At 56.9% G+C, this 18,525-nt stretch carries 18 protein-coding genes; 10 read left to right on the top strand and 8 right to left on the bottom strand.

Features of this window, described 5'->3' with window-relative positions; all coding sequences use genetic code 11:
- Both uraA and C6A40_RS11085 read left to right on the top strand, forming a co-directional pair.
- Nucleotides 1-1,290, top strand: a complete 1,290-nt coding sequence (uraA, locus tag C6A40_RS11090) for a uracil permease (RefSeq protein WP_023294266.1) — start codon at nt 1-3, stop codon at nt 1,288-1,290.
- A 95-nt stretch (nt 1,291-1,385) separates the two neighbouring features.
- On the top strand, nt 1,386-2,087 hold the full coding sequence (locus tag C6A40_RS11085) for a DnaA inactivator Hda (RefSeq protein WP_213014348.1): 702 nt from the start codon (nt 1,386-1,388) through the stop codon (nt 2,085-2,087).
- 84 nt (nt 2,088-2,171) lie between these two features.
- On the opposite strand, the gene arsC is transcribed toward C6A40_RS11085, so the two are convergent.
- Together arsC and bepA are read right to left on the bottom strand one after the other, a co-directional pair.
- A complete protein-coding gene (gene arsC, locus C6A40_RS11080; RefSeq protein ID WP_032652948.1) occupies nt 2,172-2,528 on the bottom strand; it encodes an arsenate reductase (glutaredoxin) in 357 nt (118 codons plus the stop codon).
- An 18-nt stretch (nt 2,529-2,546) separates the two neighbouring features.
- The gene (bepA, locus tag C6A40_RS11075; RefSeq protein WP_045335304.1) at nt 2,547-4,010 is read right to left on the bottom strand and encodes a beta-barrel assembly-enhancing protease; all 1,464 of its coding nucleotides are present in this window, start codon (nt 4,008-4,010) and stop codon (nt 2,547-2,549) included.
- 221 nt (nt 4,011-4,231) lie between these two features.
- Here bepA and C6A40_RS11070 point away from each other — a divergent pair, with 221 nt between their 5' ends.
- Nucleotides 4,232-5,296 carry an AI-2E family transporter gene (locus C6A40_RS11070; protein WP_008501636.1) on the top strand — a complete coding sequence of 355 codons (1,065 nt, stop codon included), beginning with the start codon at nt 4,232-4,234 and terminating at the stop codon, nt 5,294-5,296.
- 83 nt (nt 5,297-5,379) lie between these two features.
- Here the strand turns inward: C6A40_RS11070 and bcp are convergent, their stop codons facing one another.
- Complete coding sequence (bcp, locus tag C6A40_RS11065; protein ID WP_008501635.1) at nt 5,380-5,850, bottom strand: thioredoxin-dependent thiol peroxidase; 471 nt, start codon at nt 5,848-5,850, stop codon at nt 5,380-5,382.
- The gene (locus tag C6A40_RS11060; protein WP_023325845.1) at nt 5,850-6,419 is read right to left on the bottom strand and encodes a glycine cleavage system transcriptional repressor; all 570 of its coding nucleotides are present in this window, start codon (nt 6,417-6,419) and stop codon (nt 5,850-5,852) included. Before C6A40_RS11060 ends, bcp begins: the two co-directional genes overlap by 1 nt.
- Nucleotides 6,420-6,564: 145 nt before the next feature.
- Between C6A40_RS11060 and dapA the strand changes: the two genes are divergently transcribed.
- The 6 genes from dapA (at nt 6,565) to ypfH (ending at nt 13,022) form a co-directional block, all read left to right on the top strand.
- Entirely contained in the window at nt 6,565-7,443 is an 879-nt protein-coding gene (dapA, locus tag C6A40_RS11055; RefSeq protein WP_008501633.1) for a 4-hydroxy-tetrahydrodipicolinate synthase, read from the top strand.
- Between the two features lie 16 nt (nt 7,444-7,459).
- Nucleotides 7,460-8,494: an outer membrane protein assembly factor BamC gene (gene bamC / locus C6A40_RS11050; protein ID WP_008501632.1), complete on the top strand. Its 1,035-nt coding sequence runs from the start codon at nt 7,460-7,462 to the stop codon at nt 8,492-8,494.
- A gap of 109 nt (nt 8,495-8,603) precedes the next feature.
- Nucleotides 8,604-9,317, top strand: coding sequence for a phosphoribosylaminoimidazolesuccinocarboxamide synthase (purC, locus tag C6A40_RS11045; protein WP_008501631.1), 714 nt, complete (start codon nt 8,604-8,606; stop codon nt 9,315-9,317).
- 120 nt (nt 9,318-9,437) lie between these two features.
- The gene (ypfJ, locus tag C6A40_RS11040; RefSeq protein WP_008501630.1) at nt 9,438-10,307 is read left to right on the top strand and encodes a KPN_02809 family neutral zinc metallopeptidase; all 870 of its coding nucleotides are present in this window, start codon (nt 9,438-9,440) and stop codon (nt 10,305-10,307) included.
- On the top strand, nt 10,307-12,253 hold the full coding sequence (locus C6A40_RS11035; protein ID WP_045335302.1) for a tRNA(Met) cytidine acetyltransferase TmcA: 1,947 nt from the start codon (nt 10,307-10,309) through the stop codon (nt 12,251-12,253). Before ypfJ ends, C6A40_RS11035 begins: the two co-directional genes overlap by 1 nt.
- Before the next feature lie 73 nt (nt 12,254-12,326).
- On the top strand, nt 12,327-13,022 hold the full coding sequence (ypfH, locus tag C6A40_RS11030; protein WP_045335301.1) for an esterase: 696 nt from the start codon (nt 12,327-12,329) through the stop codon (nt 13,020-13,022).
- A 39-nt stretch (nt 13,023-13,061) separates the two neighbouring features.
- Here the strand turns inward: ypfH and C6A40_RS11025 are convergent, their stop codons facing one another.
- From C6A40_RS11025 to C6A40_RS11015, 3 genes are read right to left on the bottom strand one after another with little or no spacing between them, the layout of a single operon-like run.
- The gene (locus C6A40_RS11025; protein ID WP_008501627.1) at nt 13,062-13,259 is read right to left on the bottom strand and encodes a YpfN family protein; all 198 of its coding nucleotides are present in this window, start codon (nt 13,257-13,259) and stop codon (nt 13,062-13,064) included.
- A 24-nt stretch (nt 13,260-13,283) separates the two neighbouring features.
- Nucleotides 13,284-14,411: a succinyl-diaminopimelate desuccinylase gene (gene dapE, locus C6A40_RS11020; RefSeq protein WP_058657737.1), complete on the bottom strand. Its 1,128-nt coding sequence runs from the start codon at nt 14,409-14,411 to the stop codon at nt 13,284-13,286.
- A 10-nt stretch (nt 14,412-14,421) separates the two neighbouring features.
- Nucleotides 14,422-14,772, bottom strand: a complete 351-nt coding sequence (locus tag C6A40_RS11015) for an ArsC family reductase (RefSeq protein ID WP_008501625.1) — start codon at nt 14,770-14,772, stop codon at nt 14,422-14,424.
- Nucleotides 14,773-15,159: 387 nt separating this feature from the next.
- Here C6A40_RS11015 and ypfM point away from each other — a divergent pair, with 387 nt between their 5' ends.
- Nucleotides 15,160-15,219, top strand: coding sequence for a protein YpfM (ypfM, locus tag C6A40_RS11010; protein WP_015572204.1), 60 nt, complete (start codon nt 15,160-15,162; stop codon nt 15,217-15,219).
- A gap of 109 nt (nt 15,220-15,328) precedes the next feature.
- On the opposite strand, the gene acrD is transcribed toward ypfM, so the two are convergent.
- Nucleotides 15,329-18,442 carry a multidrug efflux RND transporter permease AcrD gene (gene acrD / locus C6A40_RS11005; protein WP_008501624.1) on the bottom strand — a complete coding sequence of 1,038 codons (3,114 nt, stop codon included), beginning with the start codon at nt 18,440-18,442 and terminating at the stop codon, nt 15,329-15,331.
- Nucleotides 18,443-18,525: the final 83 nt, after the last annotated feature.

Here is an 18,525-nt window from a genome sequence, read left to right as displayed (position 1 = left end):
ATGACGCGCCGTGCTATCGGGGTGAGTGAAAGACCGCCGCTTTTACAGACTATCCCGCTTAGTTTGCAGCACCTGTTCGCCATGTTTGGCGCAACCGTGCTGGTGCCAATCCTGTTCCACATTAACCCGGCAACCGTGCTGCTGTTCAACGGCATTGGTACGCTGCTGTACCTTTTTATCTGTAAAGGCAAAATCCCGGCGTATCTCGGGTCGAGCTTCGCCTTTATCTCTCCGGTGTTATTGTTGCTGCCGCTGGGTTATGAGGTCGCGCTGGGCGGCTTTATCATGTGTGGCGTGCTGTTCTGCCTGGTCTCCTTCATCGTGAAGAAAGCCGGTACCGGCTGGCTGGACGTGATGTTCCCGCCTGCGGCAATGGGGGCCATCGTTGCCGTCATCGGCCTGGAGCTGGCGGGTGTCGCGGCGAACATGGCTGGGCTGCTGCCTGCGGACGGTCAGTCACCGGATTCTAAAACCATTATTATTTCGCTGGTGACGCTGGGCGTGACGGTATTCGGTTCCGTCCTCTTCCGCGGCTTTATGGCGATTATCCCGATCCTGATCGGCGTGCTGGCGGGCTATGCGCTCTCCTTTATGATGGGCGTGGTGGATACCACCCCGATTGCGCAGGCGCACTGGTTCGCGCTGCCTACCTTCTATACGCCGCGCTTCGAATGGTTTGCGATTTTCACCATTCTGCCTGCGGCGCTGGTGGTGATTGCAGAGCACGTCGGCCACCTGGTGGTGACGGCAAACATTGTCAAACGTGACCTGATCCGCGACCCGGGCCTGCACCGTTCCATGTTTGCGAACGGTTTCTCCACCATCATCTCCGGTTTCTTTGGATCTACGCCAAACACCACCTACGGTGAAAATATCGGCGTGATGGCGATTACCCGCGTCTACAGTACCTGGGTTATCGGCGGCGCGGCGATCATCGCCATTCTGCTCTCCTGCGTCGGCAAGCTGGCGGCAGCGATTCAGATCATCCCGGTGCCGGTGATGGGCGGCGTGTCTCTGCTGCTGTACGGGGTAATCGGTGCTTCCGGTATTCGCGTGCTGATTGAATCCAAAGTGGATTACAGCAAAGCGCAGAACCTGATCCTGACGTCGGTGATCCTGATTATCGGCGTGAGCGGCGCGAAGGTGCACATCGGGGCGGCCGAGCTGAAAGGCATGGCGCTGGCGACCATCGTCGGCGTTGGCCTGAGCCTCATTTTCAAGCTGATCTCCGTGATCCGCCCGGAAGAGGTGGTGCTGGACGCTGACGAAAGCGAAAAAGCGTCACAGTGATCCTTTAACCGGGCGGACGATCCGCCCGGTTCTCTCCTTGCAGGTTCCGTGTTAAACTCCATGCCGATTTTATGTCAGATCTGGTTGAGGTACTTCTGAACGGACCGGCACAGCTCTCTCTGCCACTCTATCTCCCTGACGACGAAACGTTTGCAAGTTTCTGGCCGGGTGATAACCCCTCTTTACTGGCTGCACTGCAAAACGTGCTGCGTCAGGAACACAGCGGATACATCTATATCTGGTCACGCGAAGGTGCGGGGCGCAGCCATCTGCTGCATGCCGCCTGTGCGGAGCTTTCTGCGCGCGGTGATGCGGTAGGCTACGTGCCGCTGGATAAACGAACCTGGTTTGTCCCTGACGTGCTGGAGGGGATGGAACATCTCTCCCTGGTCTGCATCGATAACATCGAATGCGTGGCGGGGGATGAGCCGTGGGAAATGGCGATCTTTAACCTCTACAACCGCATTCTGGAATCGGGCAAAACCCGGCTGCTGATCACCGGCGATCGCCCACCTCGACAGCTGAATCTGGGCCTGCCGGATCTGGCGTCTCGCCTGGACTGGGGACAAATCTACAAGCTCCAGCCGCTGTCGGATGAAGATAAGCTTCAGGCGCTACAGCTGCGTGCAAAGCAGCGTGGGTTTGAGCTGCCGGAAGACGTGGGCCGTTTCCTGCTGAAGCGGCTGGACCGCGAAATGCGCACGCTGTTCGACACGCTGGATCAGCTCGATCGCGCCTCGATTACCGCCCAGCGCAAGCTGACCATTCCGTTTGTGAAAGATATTCTGAAGCTATAGTTGTGCCGGGTGGCGGCTGTGCCTTACCCGGCCTACATATGGCACCCGTAGGCCCGGTAAGCGCAGCGCCACCGGGCGAAACCATCAGAGGATCTCGAGCACGTCTTCCGGCGGGCGTCCAATGCGCGCCTGGCCGTTCGCCACCACAATCGGGCGCTCAATCAGCTTTGGATTTTCAACCATCGCCTGTATCAGCCGCTCCTCGGAGAGACGGTCGTCATTCAGGTTAAGCGACGTATACAGATCTTCTTTCTTGCGCATCAAATCCCGTGCACTGCCCATGCCCAGCATATGCAGCAGCTGGCGGAGGGTTTGCGCGTCCGGTGGGGTGTCGAGGTACAGCACCACCTCCGGCTCCACGCCGTTAGACTTCAGCAGGCTCAGGGTATCGCGGCTCTTGGAGCAGCGCGGGTTGTGATAAATTTTTACGGCGTCTGTCATGACGTGAATTCTCCTTGATTACATCTTCTCGTACGGCTTGAAGCGCTGCTGCAGGCCGCGAAGCTGATCGATACGCGCGTCGTATCGGGCCTGCTGGAGGCTGCCGAGTTTGACCTGCGAGCTGGCGCTGCTGAGCGCGGAAATGGCCTGATCGAGGCGGCCCACCAGGGCAAAGCCTTCGGCACGCGCCGCGAGCTCCTGGTCGCGGTTGCCAAGCTGGGCTTCCGCCTGAGCGAGCAGATCCCAGCCGTTTTGATCGTCTTTATTGTTAAAGGTGTAACGGTTCAGGATGGTCGCCGCTTCACCCGGCTGGCCGCCCTGCAGGTAAGCGTTCGCCAGGTTAAGCTGCAGCACCGGGTTGGTGCGGACGTCTTTCGCCCCTTTCAGGCGGTTAATCGCATCGGCAGGCTTCTTCTGCCCCAGATCGATATCCGTCGACAGATCGAGGTACCACGGGTTGTTCGGGTCGGCCGCCAGAAGCGGTTGCAGCGCTTTACGCGCCTCGTCGTATTTGCTGGCTTCCATCGCCTGGAGCGCCTGACCATACTGCGCGGCGTTTTTCTCACGCACGTTGCCTTTCGCCAGGGCATCCAGCAGGTCGCTGGTGAGCTGGTTACGCCCGGAATTGTACATCCCCAGCGTTCTCACTTTCGCCATGTAGAAATCCTGCGAAGACTGGACCACGACCGGGCGCATCTGGTTGGCACGGTTACGCGCGTCCGACAGACGGCTCTCAGGCAGCGGGTGCGTGAGCAAAATTTCCGGTGGACGGGAAGAATAACGCGCCTGATCGAGCAGTTTTTCGAGGAAGCTCGGCATGGCCTGCGGGTCAAAGCCTGAGCGCTGTAACACCTGGATGCCGATACGGTCCGCTTCCTGCTCGTTTTGTTGGGTAAAGCTGATCATCCCCTGGCGCGTCCCGGCCAGCGTACCGGTCAGCGCCGCCATCCCGGCCTGCGGGCTGGCCATCGCCAGCAGAATGGAACCCAGTGCGCCCACCCAGGTGAGGGGAGCGTTACGTTTCTGGTCTTCCATCGCACGTGCCAGGTGCCGCTGGGTGACGTGCGAAATTTCGTGCGCCATGACCGAGGCCAGCTGGCTTTCGTTGTCCGAATAACGGAATAACGCCGAATGCAGCACCACGTTACCGCCAAAGAAGGCGAAGGCGTTGATTTCGTCATTATTGATTAAATAAAAATGGAAGGGGGTTTTTACCGAGTCGGCGTGCGCCACCAGACGCATTCCCAGCCCGTTTATGTACTGTACCAGCAAAGGGTCGTTAATCAGCGGGGCGCTGCCGCGCAGCTGGCGGACATAGTAGTCGCCCATTTGCATCTCTTGCCCAATAGAGAGCGTGCTTCCTGCCGTGGTGCCCATGTCCGGCAATGTATCGGACGAGTCAGCAAAAGCGGGCAACACCTGACCGACCGTCACCACGGCAATCAGTGTTGCAACCAGTGTTTTTCTCAACTGCCTGAACATAACCACTGTCCTGTATGTTAGATGTGCTAGTTTGACCGATGAACCGGCATATCGTTCATCTCTGCTGCCATGGGAGTGTAGCCGTGTTGTAGCATGAAGAAAATCCCATTCATCAGGCTTTTGCGGATTGCGATCGGGATACAAAAAGCGAAAGTCTTTTTTGTGACAGTTAGATACAATTCACCCTCTCACTCCCGCCATTCGATTCAGGGAAGGGTTGTATGCTCGAAATGTTAATGCAGTGGTACCGGCGTCGGTTCAGCGACCCGGAAGCCATTGCTTTGTTGGTTATTCTGGTCGCCGGGTTCGGTATCCTGTTCTTCTTCAGCGGCCTGCTCGCCCCTCTGCTGGTAGCGATTGTGCTGGCGTACCTGCTGGAGTGGCCAACGGCGCGCCTGGAGAATATTGGGTGTTCCCGCCGCTGGGCGACCAGCATCGTGCTGGTGCTGTTTGTCGGCATTCTCCTGTTGATGGCCTTTGTGGTGATGCCGGTAGCCTGGCAACAGGGAATTAACCTGATCCGCGATATGCCCGGCATGCTGAATAAGCTTTCTGATTTCGCCGCCACGCTGCCGCGCCGTTATCCTGCGCTGATGGATGCCGGGATTATCGACGCGATGGCCGAAAATATGCGCGCCCGCATCATGACGATGGGCGATTCGGTGGTGAAGTACTCTCTGGCGTCCCTGGTCGGACTGCTGACGCTGGCGGTTTACCTTGTCCTCGTGCCGCTGATGGTCTTCTTCCTGGTGAAAGATAAAGACCAGATGCTCAACGCCGTACGCCGTATTCTGCCGCGCAACCGCGGGCTGGCGGGGCAGGTCTGGGAAGAGATGAACCAGCAGATCACCAACTACATTCGCGGCAAGGTGCTGGAGATGATTGTGGTGGGGGTCGCCACCTGGATTGGCTTCCTGATTTTCGGCCTGAACTACTCGCTGCTGCTGGCCGTGCTGGTCGGATTTTCGGTTTTGATCCCCTACATCGGCGCGTTTGTGGTGACCATTCCGGTGGTTGGCGTGGCGTTGTTCCAGTTTGGGCTGGGTACCGAGTTCTGGAGCTGCTTCGCGGTGTATCTGATTATTCAGGGGCTGGACGGTAACCTGCTTGTACCGGTGCTGTTCTCCGAAGCGGTGAACCTGCATCCGCTGGTGATTATCTTATCGGTGGTGATTTTCGGCGGGCTGTGGGGATTCTGGGGCGTGTTCTTCGCCATTCCGCTGGCGACGCTGATTAAAGCGGTCGTCCACGCGTGGCCGGATGTGCCGGCGGTAGAAGAGCAGTAAGTTTTGCCGGGTGGCGCTGCGCTTACCCGGCCTATTTATCCTTGTAGGTCGGGTAAGGCGAAGCCGCCACCCGACACTCACTTTCAGGCACTTTCTTTCAGCCAGTTCAACACCACGTCGTGGTGGTTGCTGGTTTTGAAGTCGTCAAACACGTGTTCAACTTTACCGTCGGCGTCAATCAGGAAGCTGATGCGGTGAATACCGTCGTAGGTTTTACCCATAAACGTCTTCTCGCCCCAGACGCCGAACTGCTCGCATACCTGATGATCTTCGTCAGAAAGCAGCGTGAAGTTCAGCAGCTCTTTTTCAGCAAATCGTGACAGCTTTTCTGGTTTATCGGTGCTGATACCCAGCACTTCCACGCCGACTTTTTTCAACTCATCCATGTTATCGCGTAAGCCGCAGGCCTGTACGGTGCAGCCGGGGGTCATGGCTTTCGGGTAGAAATAGACCAGAACACGCTGTCCCTGGAAGTCGGTCAAATTTACTTGCTCGCCGTCTTGATCCGGTAAGCTAAATTTCGGTGCGATGTCACCGGCTTTCAGTGGATTCATTACTCAACTCCATCCTGTTCGTGCTGCGAATAATTGACGACGCTTATACTGCCCTGCGCGTTTAATTCTGTACAGAGGGCTTTGAACGCTTGCTCGATATTTGACGCATCCTGTGATGCAGGACTGTGCGCGGTAATTTGAATAAATAGCGTGGGAACCGTGCTTGCGTCGCCCGGCTGTGTGCGGGAAACGAGCTCGGCGATGTTCATCTGATGGCTGTCAAACAGCGCGGTGAAGCGCTCTATCAGATGTGGAGAATCAGGCACTTCAACCTGCACCCAGACGGTAGAAGGCATGGCCGGGCGAGGGCGCGCGGTGGTACGCTTCATGACGATCAGCAAATCCAGCTCGGCACCTTTCAGCGGCAGGGTCGATTCAATCAACGTGATGGCGTTCCATGTCCCTGAAAGCAACATAATGAATGTGAACTCTTCGCCGAGCATGGCCAGACGGCTGTCTTCAATATTACAGCCGCAACTGCTTACGTGGCGGGTGATGGTGTTCACGATACCCGGCCTGTCGGCACCCAGCGCAGTGATAACCAGGTAATGTTGTGATGAGGTTGTCAAACCTGTTCTTCCTTTGCATGGTTAAGTCTTCCTAAGGAAAGCATAAAAAAAACATGCATACAACCGCCTGAGGGCCTCAGGTCGCTTGCTTTTATTACAGTTCCAAACGTACCATTGAGACTCTTGTTCGCACAGAGGATGGCTCATGTTCACGGGAAGTATTGTCGCGCTTGTAACACCGATGGATGAAAAAGGTAACGTCTGCCGGTCTAGCATGAAGAAGCTGATTGATTACCATGTCGCCAATGGAACCTCGGCGATCGTTTCGGTAGGGACTACCGGTGAATCTGCAACGCTGAGCCACGACGAGCACGGCGATGTGGTTATGCTGACCCTGGAACTGGCTGACGGACGTATTCCGGTCATCGCGGGCACAGGCGCGAATGCCACCGCAGAAGCGATCAGCCTGACTAAACGTTTTAACGACAGCGGCATTGTCGGCTGTCTGACGGTGACCCCTTACTATAACCGTCCTACTCAGGAAGGTTTGTTCCAGCACTTCAAAGCCATCGCTGAACATACTGACTTGCCACAAATTCTGTATAATGTGCCGTCCCGTACCGGTTGCGATATGCTGCCGGAAACCGTTGGTCGTCTCTCGGAAGTCAAAAATATTATCGGTATTAAAGAGGCGACAGGGAACTTAAGCCGCGTTCATCAGATCAAAGAGCTGGTTTCAGACGACTTTATCCTGTTGAGCGGTGATGATGCGACCGCGCTGGACTTTATGCAGCTCGGTGGTCATGGCGTGATCTCCGTAACGGCAAACGTTGCGGCGCGCGACATGGCTGAAATGTGCAAACTGGCCGCGGCCGGTCACTTTGATGAAGCGCGTGTCATAAATCAGCGTCTGATGCCGCTGCACAATAAATTATTTGTCGAACCCAATCCGATCCCAGTGAAATGGGCATGTAAGGAGTTGGGGCTTGTAGCAACCGACACGCTGCGTCTGCCAATGACACCGATTACCGACCACGGTCGTGATATCGTCAGGGCAGCGCTGAAGCATGCCGGTTTGCTGTAAAGTTTAGGGAGATTTGATGGCTTATTCAGTACAGAAGTCGCGCCTGGCGAAGGTTGCGAGTGTTTCGCTTGTTATGCTGCTCGCTGCCTGTAGTTCAGACTCGCGCTACAAGCGCCAGGTGAGCGGTGATGAATCCTATCTGGATGCGACCCCGCTTGCTGAACTTCACGCACCGGCTGGTATGATCCTGCCGATTCAGAACGGCGATTATAATATTCCCGTGACCAACGGCAGCGGCCTGGTCGGTAAAGCGCTTGATATTCGTCCACCAGCACAGCCTCTGGCGCTGGTGAGCGGGGCGCGTACCCAGTTCACCGGTGATACGGCGTCTCTGATGGTTGAGAGCGCGCGCGGTAGCACCCTGTGGCCGCAGGTTGTCAGCGTCATTCAGGCGAAGAACTACACCATCGATAAACGCGATGATGCCAGCCAGACGTTAACCACCGACTGGATCGAATGGAACCGTCTGGATGAAGACCAGCAGTACCGCGGTCGTTATCAAGTCTCCGTTAAACCACAGGGTTATCAGCAGGCGGTTAACGTTAAGCTGTTGAACCTGGAGCAGGCGGGTAAACCGGTTGCGGATGCCGCATCCCTGCAGCGTTACAGCACCGAAATGCTGAACGTGATTGCCGCAGGCCTGGATAAAAACGCGACCGATGCTGCCAACGCCGCGCAGAGCCGCAACGGTGTGACCTTCGATGTCCAGAGCGGCGCGGATGATACCGGCCTGCCAATGCTGGTGGTGCGTGCACCGTTTAACCAGACCTGGCAGCGTCTGCCAGCGACGCTGGAAAAAGTGGGCATGAAAGTGACCGACAGCACCCGCTCAACCGGCAGCATGACGGCAACCTATAAGCCGCTCTCCGACAGCGCGTGGCAGGAACTGGGCGCGAAAGATCCTCAGCTTGCCTCCGGTGACTACAAGATTCAGGTCGGTGACCTTGATAACCGCAGTAGCCTGCAGTTTATCGATCCAAAAGGTCACACGCTGACCCAGTCGCAGAACGATGCGCTGGTCGCTGTTTTCCAGGCAGCATTCAGCAAATAAATACGAGGGCTGGTGAATCCAGCCCTTTTTATTTTCGTGCTACGCAAACGTGTGCGTGGCATAATATCCCCAGTTTTGAACACAAATCATCACACCAGGAGTAATGAAGATGCAGAAGCAAGCTGAGTTGTATCGTGGCAAAGCGAAGACCGTATACAGCACGGAAAACCCGGATCTGTTGGTGCTCGAGTTCCGCAATGATACGTCAGCAGGGGATGGCGCGCGCATTGAGCAGTTCGATCGTAAAGGCATGGTGAACAACAAGTTCAACCACTTCATTATGACCAAACTGGCCGAAGCGGGTATCCCGACTCAGATGGAAGCGTTGCTGTCCGATACGGAATGTCTGGTGAAAAAACTGGATATGGTTCCGGTTGAGTGCGTTATTCGTAACCGTGCTGCGGGCTCCCTGGTGAAGCGTCTGGGCATTGAAGAAGGTATCGAACTGAATCCACCGCTGTTCGATCTGTTCCTGAAAAACGACGCCATGCACGACCCGATGGTCAATGATTCCTACTGCGAAACCTTCGGCTGGGTGAACAAAGAGAACCTGGCGCGCATGAAAGAGCTGACCTACAAAGCCAACGACGTGCTGAAAAAATTGTTTGATGACGCGGGTCTGATCCTCGTCGACTTTAAGCTGGAGTTTGGTCTGTTCAAAGGCGAAGTGGTGCTGGGCGATGAGTTCTCACCGGACGGTAGCCGCCTGTGGGACAAAGAAACCCTGGATAAAATGGACAAAGACCGCTTCCGTCAGAGCCTGGGTGGCCTGATTGAAGCGTACGAAGCGGTTGCTCACCGTTTAGGCGTTAAGCTCGACTAACTCCCTCACTTGCCAAAGGATGTTCGCATCCTTTGGCGTCTTACCTTTGTTTCCTATGGTAATCTTGCCGTTAACCGCCTACGATCATAGCTATTATAAATGGAATAGTTAGAGGTGGTTATGCGCTGGCAAGGGCGTCGTGAAAGTGACAATGTAGAAGACAGACGCAGTGATGGCGGCGGCGGTCCTTCCATGGGCGGACCCGGCTTCCGCTTACCCAGCGGCAAGGGCGGTATCATTCTGCTGATTGTGGTGCTGGTCGCGGGCTATTACGGCGTCGATCTCACCGGGTTAATGACCGGTCAGCCGCTGCAACAGCAGCAGCATTCTCAGCGCTCCATCAGCCCGAATGAAGATGAAGCGGCCAAATTTACCTCCGTGATCCTCGCCACAACGGAAGACACCTGGGGTCAGCTTTTTGAGAAGATGGGGCGTACCTACCAGCAGCCGAAGCTGGTGATGTACCGGGGCGCAACCCGCACCGGATGCGGCACCGGACAGTCCGTGATGGGGCCGTTCTACTGCCCGGCGGACGGCACCGTCTATATCGATCTCTCTTTTTACGATGACATGAAACGCAAGCTTGGCGCTGATGGCGATTTTGCCCAGGGCTACGTGATCGCGCATGAAGTCGGCCATCACGTGCAAAAGCTGCTGGGAATTGAGCCAAAAGTGCGCCAGCTCCAGCAAAATGCGTCGCAGGCTGACGTGAACCGCCTGTCCGTTAAAATGGAGCTGCAGGCGGACTGCTTCGCGGGCGTCTGGGGCCACAGCATGCAGCAGCAGGGCGTGCTGGAATCCGGCGATCTTGAGGAGGCGCTGAATGCCGCTCAGGCGATCGGTGACGACCGTCTTCAGCAGCAGAGCCAGGGGCGCGTCGTGCCGGACAGCTTCACTCACGGTACCTCGCAGCAGCGCTACAGCTGGTTTAAACGCGGTTTCGACAGCGGCGACCCGGCGCAGTGTAATACCTTCGGTAAAGCGATGTAATGCTGGCGTTTGAACAGCTGATACGCGAGCTTGAGCGCACCGGCCATCGTCGGCTGGTGGTGCTCAGCGGTGAGACGCAGTGGACGTTGAGTCAGGCGGCTGACCTGCGTAATACCCTGCCGGGAGACTGGCTGTGGCTGGATGACAATCCCTCTAAAACCCTCAGCGGACTGCTGGGACGCGAATACCTTCACGCCGTTTTTGACGCGCGCGCCGGGTTTGACGTCTCAGCCTTCGCCGCGCTCAGCGGGACGCTGCGCGCCGGAAGCCTCCTGGTGCTGCTGGTTCCTCCGCTTGCTGACTGGGCCGACAGGCCAGACAGCGACTCTTTGCGCTGGAGCGACAGTGCGGAGCCGATCGCCACTCCACACTTTGTGCACCACTTCTGCCGGACGCTTGCCGCCGATTCGGATGCGATTGTCTGGCAACAGCATCGTCCTTTGTCCGTTCCCGTTGCGCCGGATTTACCCGCCTGGCAGCCTGCCAGCGGCGCACCGCAGCGCGAGCAGGCGGAGATCCTCGACGCGCTTCTGACCATGCCTGCGGGCATCGCTGCCGTAACGGCACCGCGCGGGCGCGGAAAGTCAGCGCTGGCGGGGATGCTGCTCAATAGCATTCAGGGGAGTGCGGTGGTCACGGCACCGGCTAAAGGGGCAACGGATGTCATTGCGCGCTTTGCGGGCGAGCATTTCCACTTTATGGCCCCGGATGCGCTGCTGGCCTCCACGCTGCAGGCCGACTGGCTGATTGTCGATGAAGCGGCTGCCATCCCGGGCCCGCTGCTGGAGAAGCTGGTGACGCGCTTTACGCGCGTATTATTAACCACCACGGTGCAGGGCTATGAAGGGACGGGCAGGGGCTTCCTGCTGAAGTTCTGCGCCCGTTTCAGCGGACTGCGGCATTATGCCTTATCGACCCCCATTCGCTGGGCCGCCGGATGTCCGCTTGAGCGGTTCGTGGCAAATGCTCTGTTATTTGATGATGCGCTTATCGATCGCAAACCGGAAGGTGAGGTTCGTATAACGCCGCTGGCGCCGCGGATGTGGGAGAGCGACCCGGCACGCGCGGCAAGCGTTTATGAATTGCTGTGTGCTGCACACTACCGCACGTCACCGCTCGATTTACGCCGGATGATGGACGCGCCCGGCCAGCACTTTGCTGTTGCAGAGACGGGGGCTGATATTGCAGGCGCGCTCTGGCTGGTGGAAGAGGGCGGGTTGTCACCGGAGCTTAGCCGCGCCGTGTGGGCGGGATACCGGCGTCCACGCGGGAATCTCGTGGCGCAGTCGCTGGCGGCGCACGGCGGCTCTCCGCTCGCGGCGACGCTGAAAGGGCGACGGGTTAGCCGCATTGCGATTCACCCCCTGCGCCAGCGGGAAGGCATCGGGCAACGGCTTATCCGTAGCGCCAGCGGGGAAGATTATCTGTCGGTGAGTTTTGGTTATACCGACGAGCTGTGGCGTTTCTGGCAGCGGTGCGGGTTTGTGCTGGTGCGGATGGGGAGCCATCGGGAAGCCAGCAGCGGCTGCTACACGGCGATGGCGCTGCTGCCGCTGAGCGAGGCCGGGCGTCGGCTGTGCGCGCAGGAACATCACCGTTTATGCCGGGATATGCGCGTCCTGTCGGCCTGGAACGGTGAAAAGATCCCGGTGGACGACGGCTGGGAAGCTACCCTTAATAGTGATGACTGGCGGGAGCTGGCGGGGTTTGCTTTTGCCCATCGCGCGTTTTCAACCTCGGTTGCCGCGCTGACGCGGTTGTTGCTCACCGTTGATATGCCGCTTCCGGCCCTGCGGGGGAAACTAGCAGGGAAAACGGATGAGCTCGGGCGAAAAGCGTTGCTGGCAAAGCTGCGCTCTGAAACCGCGCAAGCGCTTGAAACCATTGATTATCCGCGCTGCCAGCAGTTGAAGGAAGCCATTTTGCAATGGCAATTTTTTCAATGACTTCTTCAGTAAAGTGGCATGGTCATTCCCGCCGGGAGGCGTAGAATCCAGGTCATCTATTAAGGAGACCACCATGAAACATGACCATTTTGTTGTTCAAAGCCCTGACAAACCGGCTAAACAGTTACTGCTTCTGTTTCATGGTGTTGGCGATAATGCCGTCAATATGGGGCAGATTGGCAGCTGGTTTGCGCCCGTTTTCCCGGAAGCGTTGATTATAAGCATCGGTGGCGTAGAGCCATGCGGCCCGAACGGGCGCCAGTGGTTCTCGGTTCAGGGCGTGACGGAAGAGAACCGTCAGGCGCGTATCGACGCCATCATGCCGGCCTTTATCGACGTCGTCCGCTACTGGCAGCAGCAGAGCGGCGTAGGAGCCGAAGCGACCGCGCTGATTGGCTTCTCGCAGGGGTCAATCATGTCGCTGGAAAGCGTAAAGGCGCAGCCGGGTCTGGTTTCACGGGTGATCGCCTTTAACGGCCGTTTTGCGACGTTACCGACAAGCGCAACCACGCAAACCACGATCCACTTAATCCACGGCGGTGAAGACCGGGTGATTGAGCTCTCGCATGCGGTTGCTGCCCAGGAAGCGCTGATGCGTGAGGGTGGGGATGTGACGCTGGATATCGTTGACGATCTGGGCCACGCCATTGACGACCGCAGCATGCAGTTTGCGCTTGACCATCTGCGCTATACCGTACCGAAGCACTACTTTGATGAAGCGCTCAGCGGCGGTAAGCCGGATAACGATGATATTGTTGAGTTTATGTGATTCTTCCCCCTCTCCCATGGAGAGGGGGAATCGGATCGATTACTTCTTCTGATCCTTCTTCGGCCAGTCGTCGTCATCGTCCCACTTGTCGTTGAAATCACGGTGCGGGGGAAGATCCGGCTTGTTGGCGAGAAATTTTTTATGGTCCACGCGCTTAAGGTCTTTAATCACGTTCAGCAGTACGCCGACCAGAAAAACCAACACCAGAACCCACCAGTACTTTGAAAGCCAATCCATTCGCTATTCCTCTCAGAGCGTTCGTCAGGCGACGATTTGCTCCATAATACGTTGATACATACGGGCCAGCAGTTGTAAATCTGCCGCATTGACACACTCATTTATTTTATGAATGGTTGCGTTCACTGGCCCCAGTTCGACAACCTGAGCACCCATACGGGCGATAAAGCGTCCGTCTGAGGTGCCACCCGTTGTCAGCAGCTGTGGCTTAATTTCATTATAGTGCTCGATGGCGTTCACCACCGCATCCACCAGTTTGCCGCGCTGCGTCAGGAACGGCTGGCCGGAAAGCCACCACTCCACGGTATAGCGCAGCTGATATTTTTCCAGCAGGGCGATAACGCGCGCCTTGATCATCTCATCGGTCAGTTCCGTGCTGAAGCGGAAGTTGAACTGGACGACGTAATCCCCCGGGATCACGTTATTGCTGCCGGTCCCGGCCTTGACGTTCGCAATCTGCATGCTGGTCGGCGGGAAGAACTCGTTGCCCTTATCCCACTCAATCGCCACCAGCTCGCTCAGCATTGGCGCGGCGCGGTGGACCGGGTTATCGGCCAGATGCGGATACGCAACGTGGCCCTGCACACCGTGAATGGTCAGGTTACAGGTCAGCGAGCCACGGCGTCCGTTTTTGACGACGTCACCCACCACTTCGGTGCTGGACGGCTCACCGACCAGGCAGTAGTCGAGACGCTCGTTGCGGGCCATCAGCGCTTCGACGACCTTCACGGTGCCGTTGTGCGCGCTGGCTTCTTCGTCGGAGGTGATCAAAAACGCGAGACGGTTTTTGTGATTCGGATGCTGCGCCACAAAGCGCTCTGCCGCCACGACCATCGCCGCCAGAGAGCCTTTCATGTCTGCCGCGCCGCGACCAAACAGCATGCCATCGCGAATGGTCGGCTCAAACGGCGGGTTAATCCAGCGATCCGCGTCACCGGCGGGAACGACGTCAGTATGCCCGGCGAAGGCCAGCGTTTCGCCCTGTCCGCGCCACGCCCAGAAGTTCTGGGTATCGCCAAAGTCCATGCGTTCAATGGTAAAACCGATGGCACGCAGGCGTTCAATCATAAGAGCCTGACAACCTGCGTCGTCCGGGCTAAGGGAAGGACGGCGAATAAGCTGCTGAGTCAGCTCAATGACCGGGCATGACATAAACTACACCTCAACGAAAAAAGTCGGAATAAAGGGTTTCACTGAAACCCAGCAGCATAGGCTGCCCTGGCGCGCAGAGCAATGGGCGTTTGATAATTGCCGGCATCTCGAGCATCAGTTTTGCCGCGCTGTCGGCATCGGTGATGCTGGCGCGCAGAGAGTCGTCCAGTTTACGCCAGGTGGTGCCGCGGGTGTTCAGCAGGGCTTCCCAACCCAGTTCGCGGATAGCGCTATGCAGAAATTCTGCATCGAGCCCGTCGGCACGGTAATCGTGGAAGCGGTACTCTACGCTGTTAGCGTCCAGCCAGCGGCGGGCTTTTTTGATGGTGTCGCAATTTTTAATGCCGTACATCACAACCATGGTGAATCCTTTTGATGTTCTGATAATTAAATGTTCAGTAAATTCGAAGATATATCCTTAAGTGGAATATAACACATTCAGGAATTGTCTGGATTAATATGTCTTCTTAATTCGACTCACAACTGTACGCTGAATATTCTTTCATCATTTAAGCATAGATGTCCATTAACTTTAAAAATCCAATAAACTCAGCAAATAAAATAAAACTCACCCGTTCGTAGGGTTATTTCAAAATATTGCTGGCCGTCACAAAAAATTGAGGGCTCTCCGTTCATATTTATCATAAATCCCCGCAGGACGTAGGGTACAATCACAGCAATTGGTTAAATAGTCTTCACAATGATGGTACGTTTTTGTAGAATGCGCATAATAATAAGAGAGGTTGTTATGATTGAACGTGAACTGGGGAACTGGAAAGATTTTATCGAAGGCATGCTTCGTAAATGACATTCAGTAAGAATTGCAAGAGCACTAAAATAAGTAAAATAACCATAGTGTGAATTAATCACACAGTAAAAAGGCGGCCGATAAAGCCGCCTTTTTTTATTTCAACCACTTACTCAGGACGTTCCTTTAGCGGGAAGCGGCGACGCACCAGTACAAAGAACAGCGGAACGAAGTAAATGGCCAGGATGGTGGCCGAAATCATGCCGCCCATCACCCCCGTGCCGACGGCATGCTGGCTGCTGGAACCTGCACCGGTGCTGGTCGCCATCGGCAGTACACCAAAAATAAACGCCAGCGAGGTCATCAGGATCGGACGCAGGCGCTGACGGCAGGCGTGCAGCGTGGCGGCCATCAGCTCGTGGCCTTTGGCATTCATCTCGTTAGCAAACTCAACGATCAGAATGGCGTTTTTCGCCGACAGCCCAATGACGGTGAGCAGGCCCACCTGGAAGTAGACATCGTTCTCCAGGCCGCGCATCCACGTTGCGAGCAGCGCACCGATAACCCCAAGGGGCACGACCAGCATGACCGAGAACGGGACCGACCAGCTCTCATACAGGGCGGCAAGGCAGAGGAAGACAACCAGCAGCGAGAGCGCGTAAAGGGCGGGGGCCTGCGCCCCTGAGAGACGCTCCTGGTAAGACATGGCCGTCCACTCGAGACCAAAACCGGCGGGCAGCTGTTGCACCAGTTTTTCCATGGTGTCCATGGCGGTACCGGTGCTGACGCCCGGCGCGGCTTCCCCGACGATTTCAACCGCAGAGTAGCCGTTATAGCGTTCCAGGCGTGGCGATCCGCTCTCCCAGTGCGAACTGGCAAAGGCGGAGAACGGCACCATGCCGCCAGCATTATTTCTGACAAACCAGCGGTTAATATCATCCGGCAGCATGCGGAACGGCGCGGCGGACTGGACATACACTTTTTTCACGCGGCCGCGATCCATAAAGTCATTCACATAGCTCGACCCCCACGCCGTTTGCAGGGTGTCGTTGATATCGTTGATCGACACACCCAGCGCCTGCGCCTTACGCTGATCGATATCCACCTGAAGCTGCGGGCTGTCGTCGAGGCCGTTATGGCGAACGCGGGTCAGGCCGGGATCGTTGCCTGCCAGCGCTAACAGCTTATCGCGTGCGGCCATCAGCGCCGTGTGGCCCGCCCCGGCGTGATCCTGCAGCTCCATATCAAACCCGGCTGAACTGCCCAGGCCGCTTATCGCCGGTGGGCTGCTGGCAAAGACGCGCGCTTCTTTGATGTGCGCAAAGGCTTTTGTCGCACGTTCAATGATGGCAAACGAGGTGCCCGTCCGGGTATCGCGTTCGTCCCAGTCCTTCAGGCGGACAAACATGCGGGCAACGTTCTGCCCGTTTCCGCCCGGGCCGGAACCGACGGTGGAGAAGACCGAGACAACGTTATCTTTCTCTTTGGTGAAGAAGTACTGCTCCACTTTCTGCACCACTTTCAGCGTCTGCTGCTGCGTTGCGCCGCTCGGAAGCTGCACCGAGGTGGTGAACATCCCCCGGTCTTCCATCGGCAGGAACGAGGTGGGCAGGTGCAGGAACAGCCACACCATCCCGCCCAGCAGCACAACGTAAATCATCATCCAGCGCAGGCTGCGGTGCAGTACGCGACCAACGGCAGATTCATAGCGCGCGGCGTTGCGGTTGAACATCCGGTTAAACCAGCCGAAGAACCCTTTCTGCCCGTGATGCTCCCCTTTGTGCAGCGGTTTCAGAATGGTGGCGCACAGCGCGGGGGTGAGGATCAGCGCGACCAGCACGGAGAGCACCATCGCCGAGACGATGGTGATCGAGAACTGGCGATAAATCGCCCCGGTGGTGCCGCCAAAGAAGGCCATCGGGATAAAGACGGCCGACAGCACCATCGCAATCCCGACCAGCGCCCCCTGAATTTGCCCCATGGACTTGCGCGTCGCCTGGCGCGGAGAGAGCCCTTCTTCGCTCATAATGCGCTCGACGTTTTCAACCACCACGATGGCATCATCCACCAGAAGGCCGATTGCCAGCACCATCGCAAACATCGTCAGGGTATTAATGCTGTACCCGAAGGCGTAGAGCACCGCAAAGGTCCCCAGCAGCACGACGGGGACGGCAATGGTGGGGATCAGCGTCGCGCGGAAGTTTTGCAGGAACAGGTACATGACCAGGAACACCAGCGCGATGGCTTCGAGCAGAGTCTTCACCACGTCCTCAATGGAGGCTTTAACGAAGGAGGTGGTTTCATAGGCGACTTTGTACTCCAGCCCGTGCGGGAAATACTGCGAAAGCTCGTCCAGACGATCTAACACCAGTTTTGCCGTCGCCATTTCGTTCGCGCCGGAGGCCAGTTTAATCCCCAGACCGGAAGCCTGATTGCCGTTAAAGCGGCTCAGGTAGTCGTATTTTTCGGCACCCATTTCCACCGTGGCGACATCGCCCAGACGCACTTCCGACCCGTCCTGATTCACGCGCAGGGTGATATTGCGGAACTGGTCCGGCGTCTGCAGCAGGGATTGCGAATTGATGGTGGCGTTCAGGGCTTGCTTATCAACGGAAGGCGTTCCCCCCAGTTGCCCCACGGCAATCTGGGCGTTCTGGGCTTTGATAGCATCCGTCACGTCGGTCGCCGTCATCTGGTAGCTGTTCAGCTTGTTGGGATCGAGCCAGATACGCATGGAGTACTGTGAGCCGTAGGCATCGATATCCCCGACGCCGTTGATACGGCTGATGGGATCCTGAATATTACTGGCGACGTAGTCCGCGATGTCCTGTTTATCCATCGAGCCATCTGTTGAGACAAAGGCGATGGTCAATATGTTGGTATCGCCGGTTTTGCGCACGGTCACGCCCTGGTTTTGCACTGCCTGGGGCAGCTTGCGCATCGCCGACTGCAGCTGGTTTTGGACCTGCTGCACCGCTTCGTCCGGGTCGGTGCCCGCCTTAAAGCTCAGGGTCACCGTCGCCTGTCCCGTGGCGCTGCTTTGCGAGGACATGTACATCAGGTTATCCAGACCCGTCATGTTCTGCTCGATAACCTGCGTCACGGTATTTTCCAGCGTCTGTGCCGATGCGCCGGGGTAGTTTGCGGTGACGCGCACGTTCGGCGGTGCCAGGTCGGGGTATTGCTCAACGGGAAGTGACGTAATCGCCAGGACACCTGTCAGACACAACAGGATGGCAAGCACCCAGGCAAAAATGGGGCGATCGATGAAAAAATTCGCCATGAAAGTGTGACCTCGTTTTGCTGCACGTCATTATTGTTTATTGCCCGCATAACTTTAGCGGTAAGGCCCAGGTCAAACGTGGA

It is taken from the genome of Enterobacter sp. GER_MD16_1505_Eko_090 (assembly GCF_003331015.1).
GTDB lineage: Bacteria > Pseudomonadota > Gammaproteobacteria > Enterobacterales > Enterobacteriaceae > Enterobacter > Enterobacter roggenkampii.
This window is presented reverse-complemented; position numbering and strand designations above follow the sequence as displayed.